This is a genomic window from Romboutsia sp. Marseille-P6047, assembly GCF_900604535.1.
In the GTDB taxonomy this organism is placed as follows: Bacteria; Bacillota; Clostridia; order Peptostreptococcales; family Peptostreptococcaceae; genus Romboutsia_E.
This window is the reverse complement of record NZ_UWOT01000003.1, coordinates 86,927-103,242: the sequence shown is the minus strand read 5'-3', so window position 1 is coordinate 103,242 and position 16,316 is coordinate 86,927. Positions and strand designations below refer to the sequence as shown.

Here is a 16,316-nt window from a genome sequence, read left to right as displayed (position 1 = left end):
TTCTCCTAATCTAATATTTTTTTGGCTTCGAAAAATCTTTGCCCAGCTGTAAATAATACTAATACAGAAAATATATTAGTAATTATCCCCAAGTACTGTGGTAGTAATATCATAAGTGAAAATAATATAAATCCTTCAGTTCTTTCTGCTACCCCAGCTTGGTAATAAAATGACTTCATTCCTTTCTTCTCTGAGCAAGCTCCAACAGTTAAGAATATAGTCATTGACATTAATATTGATGCTGTTAATATAAGTAAGTTAAATCTTACGTCTATAAACTTAATGCCAAATACAATTATCATACTTACTTCAACAATTCTATCAGATACTATATCAAGCACTGTTCCAAATGATGAACTAGAGTTACTTTTTCTAGCCATTGCACCATCTACTGCATCTAAATACCCCGATATCCAAAGTATTACTAATCCTAATAAGGGCCTATCAAAATATATAAATATAGATGTTGATATACCTAATAAAAGAGCTAACATTGTAATTTGATTTGGTCTCATTTTTAAATTCAAAAATAATTTTGCACCCATTTCAATAAATGGATTAACATATTTTCTAGCATGTGTATCTAACATTTATTCCTCCTAGCTTTACTTTGTATTATTCTTTAACTCTTTTGATATAAATTTATTTTTTAAGAATATAGAAACCACAAATAAAAGTATTAATAAAGCTATTGATATATAAAAGCTTGTACTACCCATATTCACAGCTTCTGATCCTAGGTTTGTAAATACTAATATCCCTGGAATCGTTCCAACGAACGTAGCTAATATAAAATCTTTATACTTAACAGAAGTAAGACCTGCTCCATAACTTATAACATCAAATGGAAATAGTGGTATTAATCTTAATAAAAATATAATTGTAAATCCTTTATTATTTATCATAACTTCTATATTATCTAATTTTTCTTTGGTAAGTTTTTTAATTATTTCTCTACCCCAATATCTAGATATATAAAAAGATATAGTTCCTCCAATTAATGCTCCTATAGCCGTATATATATATCCTTTAAATAATCCAAAAATTAACCCTCCAGCTATTGCTAGTACAGAATCTGGAAAGAATGTAAGTGGTACTAATGCAAACATTATAATATACACAATTGGTCCAATTTTACCAAAACTTTGTACGTAGTTTTTTATATCTTCTACACCTAAATTTAAACTACATATCTTATAAATAACTATCCCTATTATAGTTAAAAATAATACTCCTAATGTTATCTTTAATATCCTTTTATCATATTTCACTTTAATTTCTCCATACTTATAATTTTTTACTTTTTCCATTTTGTATAGTTTTATATCTCATCTTCCATTTATGAATTACTGATGTTTTATCTTGAGTAAATGACCTTTTATTTATTACATCTTTATTAAAAATAAAATCTAATAAGTGAAGTGAATTCTTTCCAACAGACATCATAGATTCACAACAGGATTCACAATATGAAATTACTGTATCAGTTTTTGCTTGATTAGCTCTTCTTTTAGTTTGTTTTATTGATATATCTGGGTTAGTTACTCTAACCATAGCTCCTGATCCACAACATTCACTATTTTCTCTATTTTTATCAAATTCAATTATCTTCACACCTAAATCATTTAATATCTCTCTTACTGCTTCATGTATTTTAGGTTCTTTTCTTATTGGACAAGGATCGTGAAGGGAGAATTCAAGATCTATGTCTTTATAATAATATTTAAGTTCTTTTGGTACTTTATATTCTTTAATCACACTCCATAAAGTAGTTACTTTTATATTCTTACTACTGTTTCTTATTGTATCAAAACAATTGGGACATGCAACTATAACTTCATCTATATCATTACTTTCAAACAACTTGTCTAATTTAGAGTAATATTTTTTAAACTTATCAGTATCCCCCATTGCTAGTGTTGGTTTACCACAACATTCTACTGCTAAAGATATATTATCTATTCTATCTTTTAGATACTCAAAAGTCTTAATAACTATTTCTGGACTATAGCTAGATAAACTGCATCCTGGTAAAAATATTTTTTTAGTATCTTTAGTTACAAAATTTCTTGAAAACAATGGTGAAAAGCTATTTATCTGATGAAATTTTACTGTATTATACCCTAAAGATTTTAGTTCCTTATTATTGTTACTAGTTATATCTTTTCTAATTCCTAAGTACATTTCTTTCAAATCTATATCCTTTGGACATTTCTCTTTACAAAGATTACAGAACATACAAGAGTAAGGTATATCCTTATTTACTGATTCTTCATTTAATATATCTTTCATTATGTTTTTGGGAGATGATCCATATTCCTTCATCATAGGACAATTATTGTAACATAGTTTACAATTAATACAATCATCATATTTACCTTTTACTAATTCTAAAGTTTTTTTATTTAGGTTTATTTTTTTCATTATAAACACCTCTTATATATAAAATAGGATGACAGTATAAAACATAGATTTATGCTTTAATACTCCATCCATAAGAAATTAATTATTATGCTTTTCACTCCATACCTTTTTAGCTACATATATTAGTATACTTAATGCAAATAAAGTAAGAAGCCCAGTCATCATTAACTTAGCACCACCTGTAAGCATTCCTCCTACATATGAGTAAACTATAGTTGCTGGAAGCTGACCTATTCCAGTGGCTACAAAAAATGATATAAAGCTCATTGATGTTAAACCTGCTGCATAGCTTACTAAGTCAAAAGACATAAACGGAAGTAATCTTGATATTAATATAGTGTGCTTTCCATATTTATCAAAAAACTTATCTATGCTTTCAAGTGCAAACTTACTAGTTAAGCTTTCTACCACACCTCTACCAAGAAACTTTGCTATATAAAAACATAATGTTGCTCCAGCCATAGCACTAGACCAAGAAAGTATAGCTCCATACACCCATCCAAATAGCGCAGCATTAGCAAAAGTTATTACGAATGCTGGAAGAGGAGCTGCAACTGACTGAAGTATCATTAATAAAAATGATATTACCGGAGCCCACATTCCAAAGGATAATATATATTCCTTTAAACCATCCATATCAAGAGATATTAAATATGATGTCATTTTATTAATAACTTTATTTACTGATGGATTAAATATGTAAATTAATAATGATACTAAAATTATTCCTAATGTAATCCAAAATGTTTTATTTAAACTCTTTTTTCTATTTTCTTTCATATTGATAAACTTATATATCCTTTCTACTTAATTAGCTTTTAAATTAAATTAGGGAATATAAAAATAAGTATTTTATACCCCCATTTTACTTTAATATATTATTTAACTAAATTAAAATCGTATTCTTTAACACCATCAACTGAGTTGACTACGTTTTTAAAACCTTTATCTTTTAATAATTCAGCTACTTGAGCACTTCTTCTACCTATAGAGCAATATATTAATATATCTTCATCTTTATGATCATCAATTTCATTTAATCTTGATTCAACTTCATCAATAGGTATATTAACTGCATTTTTTATACTACCTTTATCATAATCTTTTGCATCTCTAACATCTAATATAAAAGCATCTTTATTTTCTTCAACTAACTTCTCAAATTCATTTCCAGTTACATTAGTATAATCAACTGTTTTATAATCAAATTCATCCATACCATCTTCTGCATTATATACTTTAGTAAACCCATTATCTATTAACATCTTAGCTGCCTTACCACTTTTATTACCTGTATGACATATTAATAGTATTTTTTGATCTTTATATATTTCTAACTCAGATATTTTTCCTTCAAACTCATCAAATGGTATATTTATAGCATTTGCTAAATGACCTTTTATATAATTTTCTTCATCTCTAACATCTATTACTAGTACATTTTCATTTTCATCAGCTAACTTTTCAGTCTTAGTAGAATCTATTTTGTTATAGCCTACTTCCCCTTTATTTGAAGAGCACCCCACTAAGCCACCTATTGCTAATACTAATAGCATTCCAACTGATAGTGATTTTACTATTTTCTTTACATTCATTTTTTAATCTCCCTCTAAATATATAATTTTATATTATAATTACAAGCTTTTGACCATGTTCAATTATACCAAATGATATTTTTAAGTAAACTTATATAGAAAACTTCTATACTATAATATTTTTGTATAGAAGTTTTCTATATAAAAATTACCCTTGAATAAATCCAAGGGTAACTTTGTTTAGTATTATTTTTGAATTAAAAGCTCTTTTTCTTTTACTAAAGTTCTAACTGCTCCTATCATATATAATGATCCAGCACTTATTATTACATCATCTTCTTTAGAATTATTTAAAGTATAATTAACTGCATCATCTATATTCTCTATTGAAATTACATTATCTACATACTTAGATATTTTATTTTTTAATTCTTCACTATTTATAGCTCTATCATTATCTGGAGTTGTAGTTACCACTTTATCAAACTTAGGCATCAGTATTTTTAATACACTATCTATATCTTTATCTGCCAACATCCCTATTAGCATTGTTAATTTCTTATTTGGGAAGTTTTTATCTAAAGCCTTTGATAATGACTTTGCTCCATCTTCATTATGAGCTCCATCTATTATAAACATAGGATTTTCTTTTATCTTTTCTATTCTTCCAGGCCACTTAGTAGTTAAAAGACCTTTTCTTATAGATTCATTACTTACTTTAACATCTTTATTATCTCTTAAATACTTAATTACATTTAATGCAACTATTGAATTATTTATTTGATGATCTCCTATTAATTTTATTTCTATGTCATCAAATTTTTCTAACATAATATCACAATCATATACTTGAGAGTATATATCTGATTTTTTAATATATATATTATCAAAGTTTACTTCTATATAGTTTGCATTTTTATCTTTACAAACTTCTTTTATAACGTCTTCTGCTTCCTTAACTTGCTTATATACTATAGCGGTTCCATTTTCCTTTATTATTCCAGCTTTTTCATAAGCTATTTTTCCTATAGTATCCCCAAGAACACCAATATGATCTAAACTTATAGATACTAATACACTTACTAATGGATTCTTAATTACATTAGTAGAATCATATCGTCCACCTAGTCCAACTTCTAGAACCACATAATCTATTTCTTGTTCATTATAATAATAAAATGCCATAGCAGTTACTATTTCAAATTCTGTAGGTGCAGAATAACCTTCGCTAACCATTATATCTATTTTATCTTTTATTAAAGTTATTATTCTTGCAACATCATCCTCTGGTATATTTTCTCCATTTACTCTTATTCTTTCTGTAAAAGTTTCTAAGTACGGAGATGTATAAAGTCCTACTTTATATCCTTCTTCTTTTAAAATATTTGCTACAAAAGAGCAAACTGATCCTTTTCCATTTGTACCTGCTACATGAACCACTTTTAAATTTTCTTGAGGATTACCTAAAAGCTCCAATAATTTTCCAGTACAATCTAATCCTAATCTTATACCAAACTTATGAGTATCTGCTATATATTTTAATGATTCTTGGTAATTCATCCTTCTTCCCCCTTGTCATTTTTTATAAATTATCTATATAATATCTATGATTCATTTTGACTTAACTTATAAAATTTCTATATTTTATAAGTTAATTATAGTATATTTATATATCTATAACAAAGAATTTATTGTATATATAAATTAAAAATATCCATTAGAGTACTCTAATGGATATTTTAATTACTTCATTATAGATGTCTTTATTTATTTTATAAATTACATTTTCATCACTACTTGTATATCTTACATACTCTTGATTATTGTAAAATTCTAAACTAATATCTGTATCATCATTTATAGTTAATATAATATCACCTTGAAGATTAAAATCATCATTTTGCTCTTCCCAACTTATAAATTCAAAAGAATCTAATAAGCTACATATCTTTTCATAATCATCTTCAATACTTAAAATTTCTTCTTTATTATCTCTTAAGTCTTTAACTTTTAAATATGATATATTATCATCTATAAGTTCTTGATTTTTCCTTGGATATAACACATAGGCATCAGTATATACACTTTCTGTACCATATGTATCTTCTGTATTATTTGACATTTCCTTCATAAGGCTAAACCAAATAATTCCACCACTCATTGGTAATTCTCTTCTTTGAGCCTTTTTATATGTATATTTCTCATAGTCTTCTATATAGTATATAGTATCACCATTATCTACTTGTTCACTTCCTGTTGAATAGTTATTTTCATCATAAGTTAAATAGTAAGATACTATTTCTTTATCAGTTTTACTTGTATCAAATTTAATATTAGATATAGCTTTTAAAAGCTCTTTTATTTCAATTGTATTTGTTCCTATTTCATTATAATTATAAAATGCATTCCAGTATGAGTCTACTTTATCACTATACTTATTTATCATTATATTATAGCCTTCATTCTCTTTGTTTTTAGATATATTATAATATTTATCATCACTTATAAATGAATAACTTATATTCTCTATATTATCATCATAATAGCTTAATCTAAAGTCTTTAGGTATAATGTAATCATTTAATTTCAGATTTTCTTCTATTAACTTATAATCATCTTCTATACCTTTAACACTATTATTTTCTATTCTTACAAATCTATCTCGGTATTCTAGTCCATTATAAATAAAGCCACATACAATTCCAATTCCTAATACTATTATTCCTAGATTGGCTGATTTGTGTTTAATTACTTTATTTTTTCTATCTTTATCTTTCATCCATAAAGCATAGATTCCATATCCTACTGGAATTATGAATTTGATATAAATATCTATATTAAAGGTAAAACATCCTAGAAGATAAAATCCTATTAATTTTAAAACTAAGTAATCTTCATTCTCTTCTCTCTCTTTATAAAATTTTATTAATATAAATATTACACCTAATATAATTACCCAGCTTGAATATTCAAATATAGTCGTTGCTATGTCTAATATATAGTCCACCTTTTCCCCCTAAAAATAATATACTTTTCATTATTATATATCATATAAAACCCTATTTCCATATTATTCTATTTTATTAAACACCTATAATTTTATATTAATACATATTAGTACATAAATTTATAACATAGTAAAAATGACCTACTCAAAGGTCACTTTATGGTTTATATATAATATTTTTATTTTATAAATAATTTTTTATAATATTAAGTTAATCTCAGTAATATTAACACTTTATATGTATTACTATTTCTTTAATGGTTGTTCAAAAGAAGGTGGATTAACATTATTTAATACAGTGTCATGATTTGGTCCAGGAGTTGATAAATCAAAGTATAATTTAGAATCTTTAGTAACTCCAAAATCTCTATTTGAACCAGTATTTTGTACTTTATTTAAAGCATCTCTAAATAAAGCATTATGTGCTTCCTCTCTATTAAGTAAAAAGTCTATTGTTTCTCTTACATATTTATCTTCTATTTGTCTATATAAATATTCATATACAACTTTAGCTCTTTGCTCAGATGCTATATTAGATAATAAATCTGCCACTAAGTCGCCTGTCACACTTACATAATTTGCTGTCCAAGGCTCACCTGATGAGTTTATTAAAAATGGAGCTAATCCAGATAATACATGTGTCTCTATTTCACCTTGTCCAACTTTATTATAGTCAACTTCATGTCCATTTAATAAATTAATAGTTTGAGCCACCATTTCCATATGGCTAAGTTCTTCTGCTGCTATATCTAAAAATAAATCTTTTAGTTGTGGATCTTTTACCCTAAAACTTTGAGATAAATATTGCATTGCAGCCTTTAACTCACCATTTGCTCCTCCTAATTGTTCTTGCATAAGAACAGCATATTGAGGATTAGGTTTTTCTACTTTTACTTCACGTAATAAAGCTTTATCATGTTTAAACAAATCAATATACCTCCTTTATGTTGTATAAAAATATTATTAACATAAAAATAAAATATATTAATGATTTATATCATAATAAAAATAAAACATAATTTTATAAAATAAAAATGTACGTTACTATTTTCTCAAAGTCATCTATAGTTAAATTTTATCATAAATATTTATATGGCTTATTTATACACATATTGGAGATAATAAATTTTAAGAGGTGATGTTTAATGAATAACGAAAATATTTTAAGTAACAATTTACCGACAGACTTAAAAGTTCAATTAGATATTTTAGCTACAGAAAATCGTACCACAACAGATAATTTAATACTAACAATTCTAAATAACTACGTAAAAAATGAATTCGAAGACTCTGACAATATTATAGAATAATATATTTCTTATATACTAAATCCTCAAAATAAATTGACTATAACTTTATATCTAATATAATAAAAAATAGTTAGTACATTGCAAATTCTCTTAATCTGCTTGTACTAACTATTTTCATCTTTAAGTCAACTAAATTATCATTGATTTAAGTTATCTATTTCATTTTTAATTCTAAATTTTCAAGTCTTTCTACTACAGACTTCATCATTTCTTCGAATTTTTCTTTTTTAGCTTTTTCAGCATTTATTAATGCCTCTGGAGCTTTTGCAACAAATCCCTCATTAGAAAGTTTTCCGTTAACTCTCTTTATTTCACTTTCTAATTTAGCTTTTTCTTTGCTTAATCTTTCTATTTCTTTTGCAAAGTCAACTAATTCATCAAGAGGTATAAATATTTTAACTCCATCTATAACAACACTTACAGCATCTTCTGGTATATTATCTTCATTAGCCACTATTTCAACTTCAGATGCAGATGCTAATGTTACAAAGTAATCACAACCTGCAACCATCGCTTCTTTCTTTTCTTCAGTTGGAACTATTATTACCTTAGCTTTCTTTGATGGTGGAACATTCATTTCAGCTCTTACATTTCTTATATTTCTTATTCCATCCATTGTTAAGCTCATCATTTCCTCTTCTTTAGCCATATTATCAGCTTCAGTGTAGTGAGGGAATGAAGATATAACTATACTTCCTTCTACTGTTGGTAAATGAGTATATATTTCTTCTGTTATAAATGGCATATATGGGTGTAATAATTTTAATATTTTTTCTAATACATAAGTTAATGTATATAAAGCAGCTTGTTTAGCTTCTTTATCTTCACTGTATAATCTTGGTTTAACTATTTCTATATACCAGTCACAGTATTCTGACCATGCGAAGTCATATATCTTTTGAGCTGCTATACCAAGGTCAAACTTATCCATATTGTCAGTAACTTCTTTAACAACATTGTTTGCTCTTGAGATTATCCACTTATCAGCTAAAGTTAAATTAGCTTCAACAGACTCTCTATTTACACCTTCCATTATTTCTGTATCTATATTCATGAATACGAATCTTGACGCATTCCATAACTTATTAGCAAAGTTTCTTGCAGCTTCTACTCTTTCCATGTAGAATCTCATATCATTTCCTGGGGAATTTCCTGTTGCTAACATGAATCTTAACGCATCAGCACCATATTGGTCGATTACTTCTAATGGATCTATACCATTACCTAAAGATTTACTCATTTTTCTACCTTGAGAGTCTCTTACAAGTCCATGTATTAATACATGCTCAAATGGCTTTTCATTCATACAGAACATTCCTGCAAATGCCATTCTTACTACCCAGAAGAATATTATATCGTATCCAGTAACTAATACACTAGTTGGGTAGTAGTAGTTTAATTCTTCTGTATTATTTGGCCAACCTAATGTTGAGAATGGCCATAATGCTGAAGAGAACCAAGTATCAAGTACATCTTCATCTTGCTTTAAGTTAGTGCATCCACACTTACATGCTTGTGGCTTAGATTTAGCAACTATTACTTCACCACAATCTTGGCAGTAATAAGCTGGTATTTGATGACCCCACCATAACTGTCTTGATATACACCAGTCTCTTATATTTTCTAACCATTGTAAGTAAGTTTTATCAAACTTATCTGGAACAAATTTTAATTCTTGCTTTTTAAGTATCTCTATTGCAGGTTTTGCAAGCTCGTCCATTTTAACAAACCATTGATCTGATAGTCTTGGTTCTATTACTGTATGACATCTATAGCAAGAACCTACATTATGGTTATGATCTTTTATAGCTATTAAGTATCCAGCTTCGTCTAAATCAGCTATAAGTTGTTTTCTACACTCATATCTGTCCATACCTTCGTACTTACCAGCTAAACTATTCATTGTTCCATCTTCGTTCATTACATTTATTTGCTCTAAATTATGTCTTTTTCCTACCTCATAGTCATTAGGGTCATGAGCTGGAGTCATTTTAACAGCACCTGTACCGAACTCTGCATCAACATAATCATCAGCAACTATTATAAGCTCTCTTCCTACTAATGGAAGTATTGCATGCTTTCCTACTAAATGAGTATATCTTTCATCTTCTGGATTTACAGCTATACCTGTATCTCCTAATAATGTTTCTGGTCTAGTTGTAGCTATTTCTAAAAATTCATCACTACCTGCTATTGGGTATTTTATGTGATAGAATTTACCTTCATGCTCTTCATGTTCAACTTCAGCATCAGATAAAGTAGTTTTACAATCTGGACACCAGTTTATTATTCTGTTTCCTCTATATATTTGACCTTTTTCATAAAGTTTCACAAAGAACTCAGTAACAGCTTCATTACATCCTTCATCCATTGTAAATCTTTCTCTGTCCCAGTCACAAGAATCTCCTAATTGTTTCATTTGGTCTACTATTTTTCTACCAAATTCATTTCTCCAATCCATAGCTCTCTTTAAGAATTCTTCTCTTCCTAATTCGTACTTAGATTTTCCTTCTTGTTCTCTTATTCTTTCAACAACTTTAACTTCTGTTGCTATAGAAGCATGGTCAGTTCCTGGTTGCCATAAAGCTTCGTATCCGTCCATACGCTTCCATCTTATAAGTATATCTTGTAATGTATGGTCAAGTGCATGTCCCATATGTAATTGCCCAGTTATGTTAGGCGGTGGAAGCATTATTGTAAATGGCTTTTTATTTGGATTTGGGCTAGATTTAAAGTATCCTTTTTCTACCCACTCTGAATATAATCTTGATTCAAAGTCTTTAGGATTATACGTTTTTGATAAATTAGTATTTTCCATTGATATTTCCTCCTGCTTATTAATTATTCTAATTTGTATAATAAAAAAGAGCTTTTAGTCCTTATAATAAGGACGAAAAGCTCGCGTTACCACCTTAATTCTAAGATTTAAATTCAAAATTGTATCGTTGCATCATTCAAATACAAAAAATTTTCCTCTTAGCTCTCAATAAATTTTAACGATTTTCACCGTCTAAGTCTACTATTAATTCAACCTAGAAACTCCGAAGCTACCTTCTGTAAACCTATACTTAGAAAACCTTCCAGCCTATGAGTTTTCTTCTCTATTAGCAGTATTTACATACTCCTCTTCTTCACTGTATTTTTTTATATTATTTTATTTATTAATTATATCTAATTATCATTATTATTGTCAATTACTTATAATAATATAAGTAATTTTAGCTATTAGTATTCCCTACCCAAAAGTTTTTAGGCTCTATATTTTCAGTTATAGGAAGTAAAGTATACCCCCTCTCTTTTAAAATCTTAATCGTATCACTTAATGCTTTTACACTTTCTTCTTTTTCATGCATTAAAACTACTATTTCTTCTCTTTCTCTTCCATAATACAATATATTACTTACAATTTGATCTTTACTTGATTTCCAATCTAATGTATCAAGAGTCCAATCCCAAACTAAATATCCATTATCAATTAGATTATTGTAATTTACTTCTGGTGTATATGGTTTACTTCCATATGGAAGTCTTATTAATTTTGATGTTTCTCCTGTAATATCATAAAGTGTTTTATTACAAGTTTCAAACTCTTCTAAAGAAGATGTTGCAGTTTTATATAATTCTTCTACATCATGACTAACACCATGAAATCCTACTCCATGTCCTTCATCTACCATTCTTTTTATTTCATCCTCATATTTTTTCATATTATCATTTAACATAAAAAATGTACCTTTTACATTATTTTCATCTAATATATCTAATATCTGACTAGTATACTTTGATGGCCCATCATCTATTGTTATATATGCTATTTTATCTTGTGTTGCTCCAGGACCTTTACTTATTTCATTTGCACTATTATCTATGATTTCAGTTACACTTTTATTTGAATTTAAGCTATCATCAATATTGCTATATTTATCTTTAATATTATAGCTATATTTAAAAGAAATACCTATACTTATCAAAATTGCACTTACAAATACCCCCATTAATATTTTTAATACTTTTCTATTATCCCCCATATTCTAATCCCCTTTAAATAAAGATTAAGTTAAATTATCATTTAGTACTTCTCTCAAAAATTTTTTGAATTTTTTCATGATCTTTAACATTTAAATTCTCTACTTTTAAAATACCTATTTGTATTAAAAATTGAGCTACATTTAAATTATCAAGTGGCGTTTTCATATCCGCTTCATTTGAATATTTGTCCACATTTGCACTACCCTTATCTACTGATAAAAGTTTCTTAGGTCCTCCTATGCAACCCCCGATACATCCCATTCCTTCTATAAAATTAACATCTAGTTCTTTATTTATAACTTTGTTTAAATCTTCAATACATTCTTTAGCACCTTGAAATGCTATAGGTTTAAACTTAATACTTGAGTCAATTTCTTTTAATGTAGCTTCTATAGATTTGCTAACACCCCCTGATTTTGCATATATTCGTCCACAGTAAGAAGATTCTTCTCTAGCATCTTCTTCAATATCTAATAAGTTTACATTTAAAGCTTTAAAAATTTGCTCTATCTCCTCAAAAGTAAGTACAAAATCTATTGCATCATTTAAAGCATCTTCCTTAGCTTCTTCCTTTTTAGCTATACATGGTCCAATAAAAACTACTTTTGCACTAGGATTCAAAATTTTAATTATTCTTCCACAAGCAATCATTGGCGATACAGATGTAGATATTTTATCAGCCACTATAGGAAATTTATTTTTTACTAAGTTAACCCATACAGGACAACAGCAACTTGTTATAAAAAATTCCTTATTATTATTATTCATATTTTCATAAAAGCTATATGCTTCTTTAGCTGTAAGTATATCAGCTGCAAACGCAACTTCTATCATATCTTCAAATCCTATACTTTTAAGGGCACTTCTTAAAATTCCAGCAGTTACATTTTCTCCAAATTGTCCAATAAAAGCTGGCGCTACTGCTGCATATACTGGATACTCTTTACTCTTAAGCATATTTATCATCGGTATAAACTCAATTTTATCCGATATAGCACCTAGCTTACATTTATACATACATTGTCCACATGAACTACATGTACTTTCCTTATTACAATGTATATGCTTACTCTTAGTTAAACATTCACCTTTACTACTTTCACAATACTTGCAAGCATCATCTATTATAGAAATTACAGGCATTTGAATTTGTTTTAGATTAGTAGCTTCATTAATTAAATCTTTTAAATTTACATCATCGATTCTATCAATAGGATCAAGACCCATTATTATTCTTATTAAGTTGATAACTGTTCCTTCATCTATTTCCTTATTTATATCATTTCGCAAATCTTTTAGCACTTTTTGAGGAATCTCATTTATATCATTTAGATTTTCATACCATATAATTCTTATTAATTCTTGAAAAATTTTTGATTTATAATTACTTAAAATTTGATTTTCTATATAGATAGGTTTCATATAGCACCTCCCAAATAGGCTTATATATCTAATATTTGTAGAGGAGCTATATTTTATTAATGAATTGTTATTTGAAATCATTTATATAACTTAATTTATCTATCTTTTCTATTATTTTTTCTAAATGAAAGTTAAATACAGGAGATTTATGATCATCTATATCCCAGTTAAACTCCTCTCCTTTATAAAACTTCTTTAATATTTTATAGTTTTTTTTACTTAGATAAAGCTTTTCTTCTAATAATTCTATAGATTTCATATGAAAATATATTTGTTCGCATATACCAATTGCTTCTTCTAGTTCATCTGTATTTACATTATTTTTACTAAAATCTAACTCATCTAGAAATTTAGAGTACACACATTCTAATTTATTAAATGATTCTCTATATTTGCTTATATCAAAGTGTTCATTATTTATAATTCTTAATTTTATAAATTCTTTAGATAATATTTCCATATTTATAAATTCGCTTACTGTATTTTTTAGGTAATCTGGTCTAGCAAACATGTAATTTACAAGTACTCCAAAGATTACACCCATTGATGTATCTATAACTCTATGAATTGCATAATACCCTGGTTCAGCACTTATATTTCCTAAGTATATTGCTGAAAAAGTTACTACTGATACGATTCCCCCACCTGTATTTAATATAGTACATCCATATATAACTGCCATTACACCTATTCCACATAAAATTGGATCTTCAGGTTTAATAATAGCCATTAAGTATCCAATCAATCCTCCAAGCATTGTCCCTCTTACTCTGCCTAGCCCCTCTTTTAATGATCCACGTACTGTATCTTGGACTGATAATGCACACGCTGCAACTGCAAAAAACATTTTTTGTATAACAAACTGCCCAAATATGCAACAAAGCATAACCGCTATACCAGTCTTAATTGTCCTCATACCTAGCTTAATTTTCAACTGTTAAACCTCCCGATGTGATTATACCGATATATTTACTTATATAGTATAATCTAAAAAAAAATATATTGGTAGACTGTATACAATATTCCCTATTAATTCTAGATATTTTTATAAAAAAAGATGTATTTAATAATTATAATTTTAAAATAAAATATGTAATCATTAAATACATCATATATTAATTTCCGATAAAATTTATTATATTATCCCTTGACTCATCATAGCATCTGCTACTTTAATAAATCCAGCTATATTAGCTCCTACAACATAGTTGCCATCTTTACCATATTCTTTAGCAGCTTCTTTAGATGAATTAAATATGTTTATCATTATTTCTTTTAATTTGTTATCTACTTCTTCAAATGACCATGAAAGCCTCATACTATTTTGCGCCATTTCTAAAGCTGATGTTGCAACTCCTCCTGCATTTGCAGCCTTTGCTGGAGCTACTAAAATATTATTTTTTAGTAAATAATTTAAAGCTTCATTTGTACAAGGCATGTTTGCACCTTCTCCAATTGCTTTTACTCCATTATTAACTAATACTTTAGCTTCCTCTATAGTTATATCATTTTGAGTTGCACAAGGTAAAGCTATATCACACTTTACTGACCAAATGCCTTTTTGTCCTTCAAAATAATGAGCATTATGTTTTCTTTCTGCATATTCTTTAATTCTCTTTCTTTCAACTTCTTTGATTTGTTTAATTAAGTCTATATCAATCCCATTTTCATCAACTATGTATCCATTAGAATCACACATTGCAATTACAGTTGCCCCTAATTGTTGTATCTTTTGTGCCGCATATATAGCAACATTTCCCGCTCCTGATATAACAATCTTTTTCCCTTGAATACTTTCTCCATGAGCCTTTAACATTTCATCTACAAAGTATATAAGACCATACCCTGTTGCTTCAGTTCTTACTAATGATCCACCATAATTTAATCCTTTTCCAGTTAGGACTCCAGGCTCATTAGCATTTCTTATCCTTTTATATTGTCCAAATAAGTATCCTATTTCTCTTCCTCCAACTCCTATATCTCCAGCTGGAACATCTACATCTGGACCTATATGTCTATATAACTCTGTCATAAAACTTTGACAGAATCTCATTATCTCTCTATCTGATTTTCCTTTAGGGTCGAAATCTGCTCCTCCTTTTCCTCCCCCTATAGGTAATCCAGTTAATGAATTTTTAAATATCTGCTCAAATCCTAAAAATTTTATTATACTTCCATTTACCGAAGGGTGAAATCTTAATCCACCTTTATAAGGTCCTATTGAGCTATTAAATTGTACTCTAAAACCTCTATTAACTTGAACTTGACCTCTATCATCAATCCAAGGAACTCTGAAAATAATTTGTCTTTCTGGCTCTACAATTCTTTCTAAGATACTTTCCTCCATATATTCTGGATGTTTAACTAATACAGGCTCTAAAGATTTTATAACCTCTTCAACAGCTTGATGAAATTCTTCGTCCCCCTTATTTCTTTCTTTAACTTGATTTATAACATTTTTTACATATTGAGTTGCTTTAATCTCAACTACAGTCTCCTCAAGTAATCCACTTACTGATTCAATAACTTTCGAACTCATTTTAATCCCCCTAATTAATTGAATTGTTAAATCTCTCTTATATAATTTTA

At 27.7% G+C, this 16,316-nt stretch carries 14 protein-coding genes and 1 other annotated feature; of the genes, 1 reads left to right on the top strand and 13 read right to left on the bottom strand.

Going from position 1 to position 16,316, the window contains the following annotated elements:
- Window positions 1-5 precede the first annotated feature (5 nt).
- From EIH23_RS04185 to EIH23_RS04150, 8 genes are all read right to left on the bottom strand, one after another.
- Window positions 6-590: a CDP-alcohol phosphatidyltransferase family protein gene (locus EIH23_RS04185; protein ID WP_122638969.1), complete on the bottom strand. Its 585-nt coding sequence runs from the start codon at window positions 588-590 to the stop codon at window positions 6-8.
- 15 nt (window positions 591-605) lie between these two features.
- Window positions 606-1,271 carry a TVP38/TMEM64 family protein gene (locus EIH23_RS04180; RefSeq protein ID WP_243113319.1) on the bottom strand — a complete coding sequence of 222 codons (666 nt, stop codon included), beginning with the start codon at window positions 1,269-1,271 and terminating at the stop codon, window positions 606-608.
- Between the two features lie 16 nt (window positions 1,272-1,287).
- The gene (locus EIH23_RS04175) at window positions 1,288-2,424 is read right to left on the bottom strand and encodes a (Fe-S)-binding protein (RefSeq protein ID WP_122638967.1); all 1,137 of its coding nucleotides are present in this window, start codon (window positions 2,422-2,424) and stop codon (window positions 1,288-1,290) included.
- 78 nt (window positions 2,425-2,502) lie between these two features.
- Window positions 2,503-3,204: a TVP38/TMEM64 family protein gene (locus EIH23_RS04170; RefSeq protein WP_122638966.1), complete on the bottom strand. Its 702-nt coding sequence runs from the start codon at window positions 3,202-3,204 to the stop codon at window positions 2,503-2,505.
- Between the two features lie 98 nt (window positions 3,205-3,302).
- Entirely contained in the window at window positions 3,303-4,019 is a 717-nt protein-coding gene (locus EIH23_RS04165) for a rhodanese-like domain-containing protein (RefSeq protein WP_122638965.1), read from the bottom strand.
- A 186-nt stretch (window positions 4,020-4,205) separates the two neighbouring features.
- Window positions 4,206-5,519: a bifunctional folylpolyglutamate synthase/dihydrofolate synthase gene (locus tag EIH23_RS04160; protein WP_122638964.1), complete on the bottom strand. Its 1,314-nt coding sequence runs from the start codon at window positions 5,517-5,519 to the stop codon at window positions 4,206-4,208.
- A 157-nt stretch (window positions 5,520-5,676) separates the two neighbouring features.
- Complete coding sequence (locus tag EIH23_RS04155) at window positions 5,677-6,966, bottom strand: hypothetical protein (protein WP_122638963.1); 1,290 nt, start codon at window positions 6,964-6,966, stop codon at window positions 5,677-5,679.
- Window positions 6,967-7,212: 246 nt separating this feature from the next.
- Window positions 7,213-7,893, bottom strand: coding sequence for a manganese catalase family protein (locus tag EIH23_RS04150; protein WP_122638962.1), 681 nt, complete (start codon window positions 7,891-7,893; stop codon window positions 7,213-7,215).
- A 218-nt stretch (window positions 7,894-8,111) separates the two neighbouring features.
- Here EIH23_RS04150 and EIH23_RS16205 point away from each other — a divergent pair, with 218 nt between their 5' ends.
- A complete protein-coding gene (locus EIH23_RS16205; RefSeq protein ID WP_164488979.1) occupies window positions 8,112-8,276 on the top strand; it encodes a hypothetical protein in 165 nt (54 codons plus the stop codon).
- Window positions 8,277-8,430: 154 nt separating this feature from the next.
- Here EIH23_RS16205 and EIH23_RS04145 read toward each other — a convergent pair whose 3' ends face one another.
- From EIH23_RS04145 to gdhA, 5 genes are all read right to left on the bottom strand, one after another.
- Entirely contained in the window at window positions 8,431-11,094 is a 2,664-nt protein-coding gene (locus EIH23_RS04145; protein WP_122638961.1) for a valine--tRNA ligase, read from the bottom strand.
- A gap of 65 nt (window positions 11,095-11,159) precedes the next feature.
- Window positions 11,160-11,420, bottom strand: a binding site (T-box leader).
- A 74-nt stretch (window positions 11,421-11,494) separates the two neighbouring features.
- Entirely contained in the window at window positions 11,495-12,304 is an 810-nt protein-coding gene (locus tag EIH23_RS04140; RefSeq protein ID WP_122638960.1) for a polysaccharide deacetylase family protein, read from the bottom strand.
- Window positions 12,305-12,341: 37 nt separating this feature from the next.
- Complete coding sequence (locus EIH23_RS04135) at window positions 12,342-13,727, bottom strand: [Fe-Fe] hydrogenase large subunit C-terminal domain-containing protein (protein WP_122638959.1); 1,386 nt, start codon at window positions 13,725-13,727, stop codon at window positions 12,342-12,344.
- 67 nt (window positions 13,728-13,794) lie between these two features.
- Window positions 13,795-14,661: an FUSC family protein gene (locus EIH23_RS04130; RefSeq protein ID WP_122638958.1), complete on the bottom strand. Its 867-nt coding sequence runs from the start codon at window positions 14,659-14,661 to the stop codon at window positions 13,795-13,797.
- Between the two features lie 201 nt (window positions 14,662-14,862).
- Window positions 14,863-16,266, bottom strand: a complete 1,404-nt coding sequence (gene gdhA / locus EIH23_RS04125) for an NADP-specific glutamate dehydrogenase (protein ID WP_164488978.1) — start codon at window positions 16,264-16,266, stop codon at window positions 14,863-14,865.
- Window positions 16,267-16,316: the final 50 nt, after the last annotated feature.

Bases quoted from the DNA above. Each gene is read 5' to 3' on its own strand.
- EIH23_RS04170 (WP_122638966.1), bottom strand. From the start codon at position 3,204: ATGAAAGAAAATAGAAAAAAGAGTTTAAATAAAACATTTTGGATTACA.
- EIH23_RS04160 (WP_122638964.1), bottom strand. From the start codon at position 5,519: ATGAATTACCAAGAATCATTAAAATATATAGCAGATACTCATAAGTTT.
- EIH23_RS04140 (WP_122638960.1), bottom strand. From the start codon at position 12,304: ATGGGGGATAATAGAAAAGTATTAAAAATATTAATGGGGGTATTTGTA.
- EIH23_RS04145 (WP_122638961.1), bottom strand. From the start codon at position 11,094: ATGGAAAATACTAATTTATCAAAAACGTATAATCCTAAAGACTTTGAA.
- gdhA (WP_164488978.1), bottom strand. From the start codon at position 16,266: ATGAGTTCGAAAGTTATTGAATCAGTAAGTGGATTACTTGAGGAGACT.
- EIH23_RS04175 (WP_122638967.1), bottom strand. From the start codon at position 2,424: ATGAAAAAAATAAACCTAAATAAAAAAACTTTAGAATTAGTAAAAGGT.
- EIH23_RS16205 (WP_164488979.1), top strand. From the start codon at position 8,112: ATGAATAACGAAAATATTTTAAGTAACAATTTACCGACAGACTTAAAA.
- EIH23_RS04185 (WP_122638969.1), bottom strand. From the start codon at position 590: ATGTTAGATACACATGCTAGAAAATATGTTAATCCATTTATTGAAATG.
- EIH23_RS04135 (WP_122638959.1), bottom strand. From the start codon at position 13,727: ATGAAACCTATCTATATAGAAAATCAAATTTTAAGTAATTATAAATCA.
- EIH23_RS04165 (WP_122638965.1), bottom strand. From the start codon at position 4,019: ATGAATGTAAAGAAAATAGTAAAATCACTATCAGTTGGAATGCTATTA.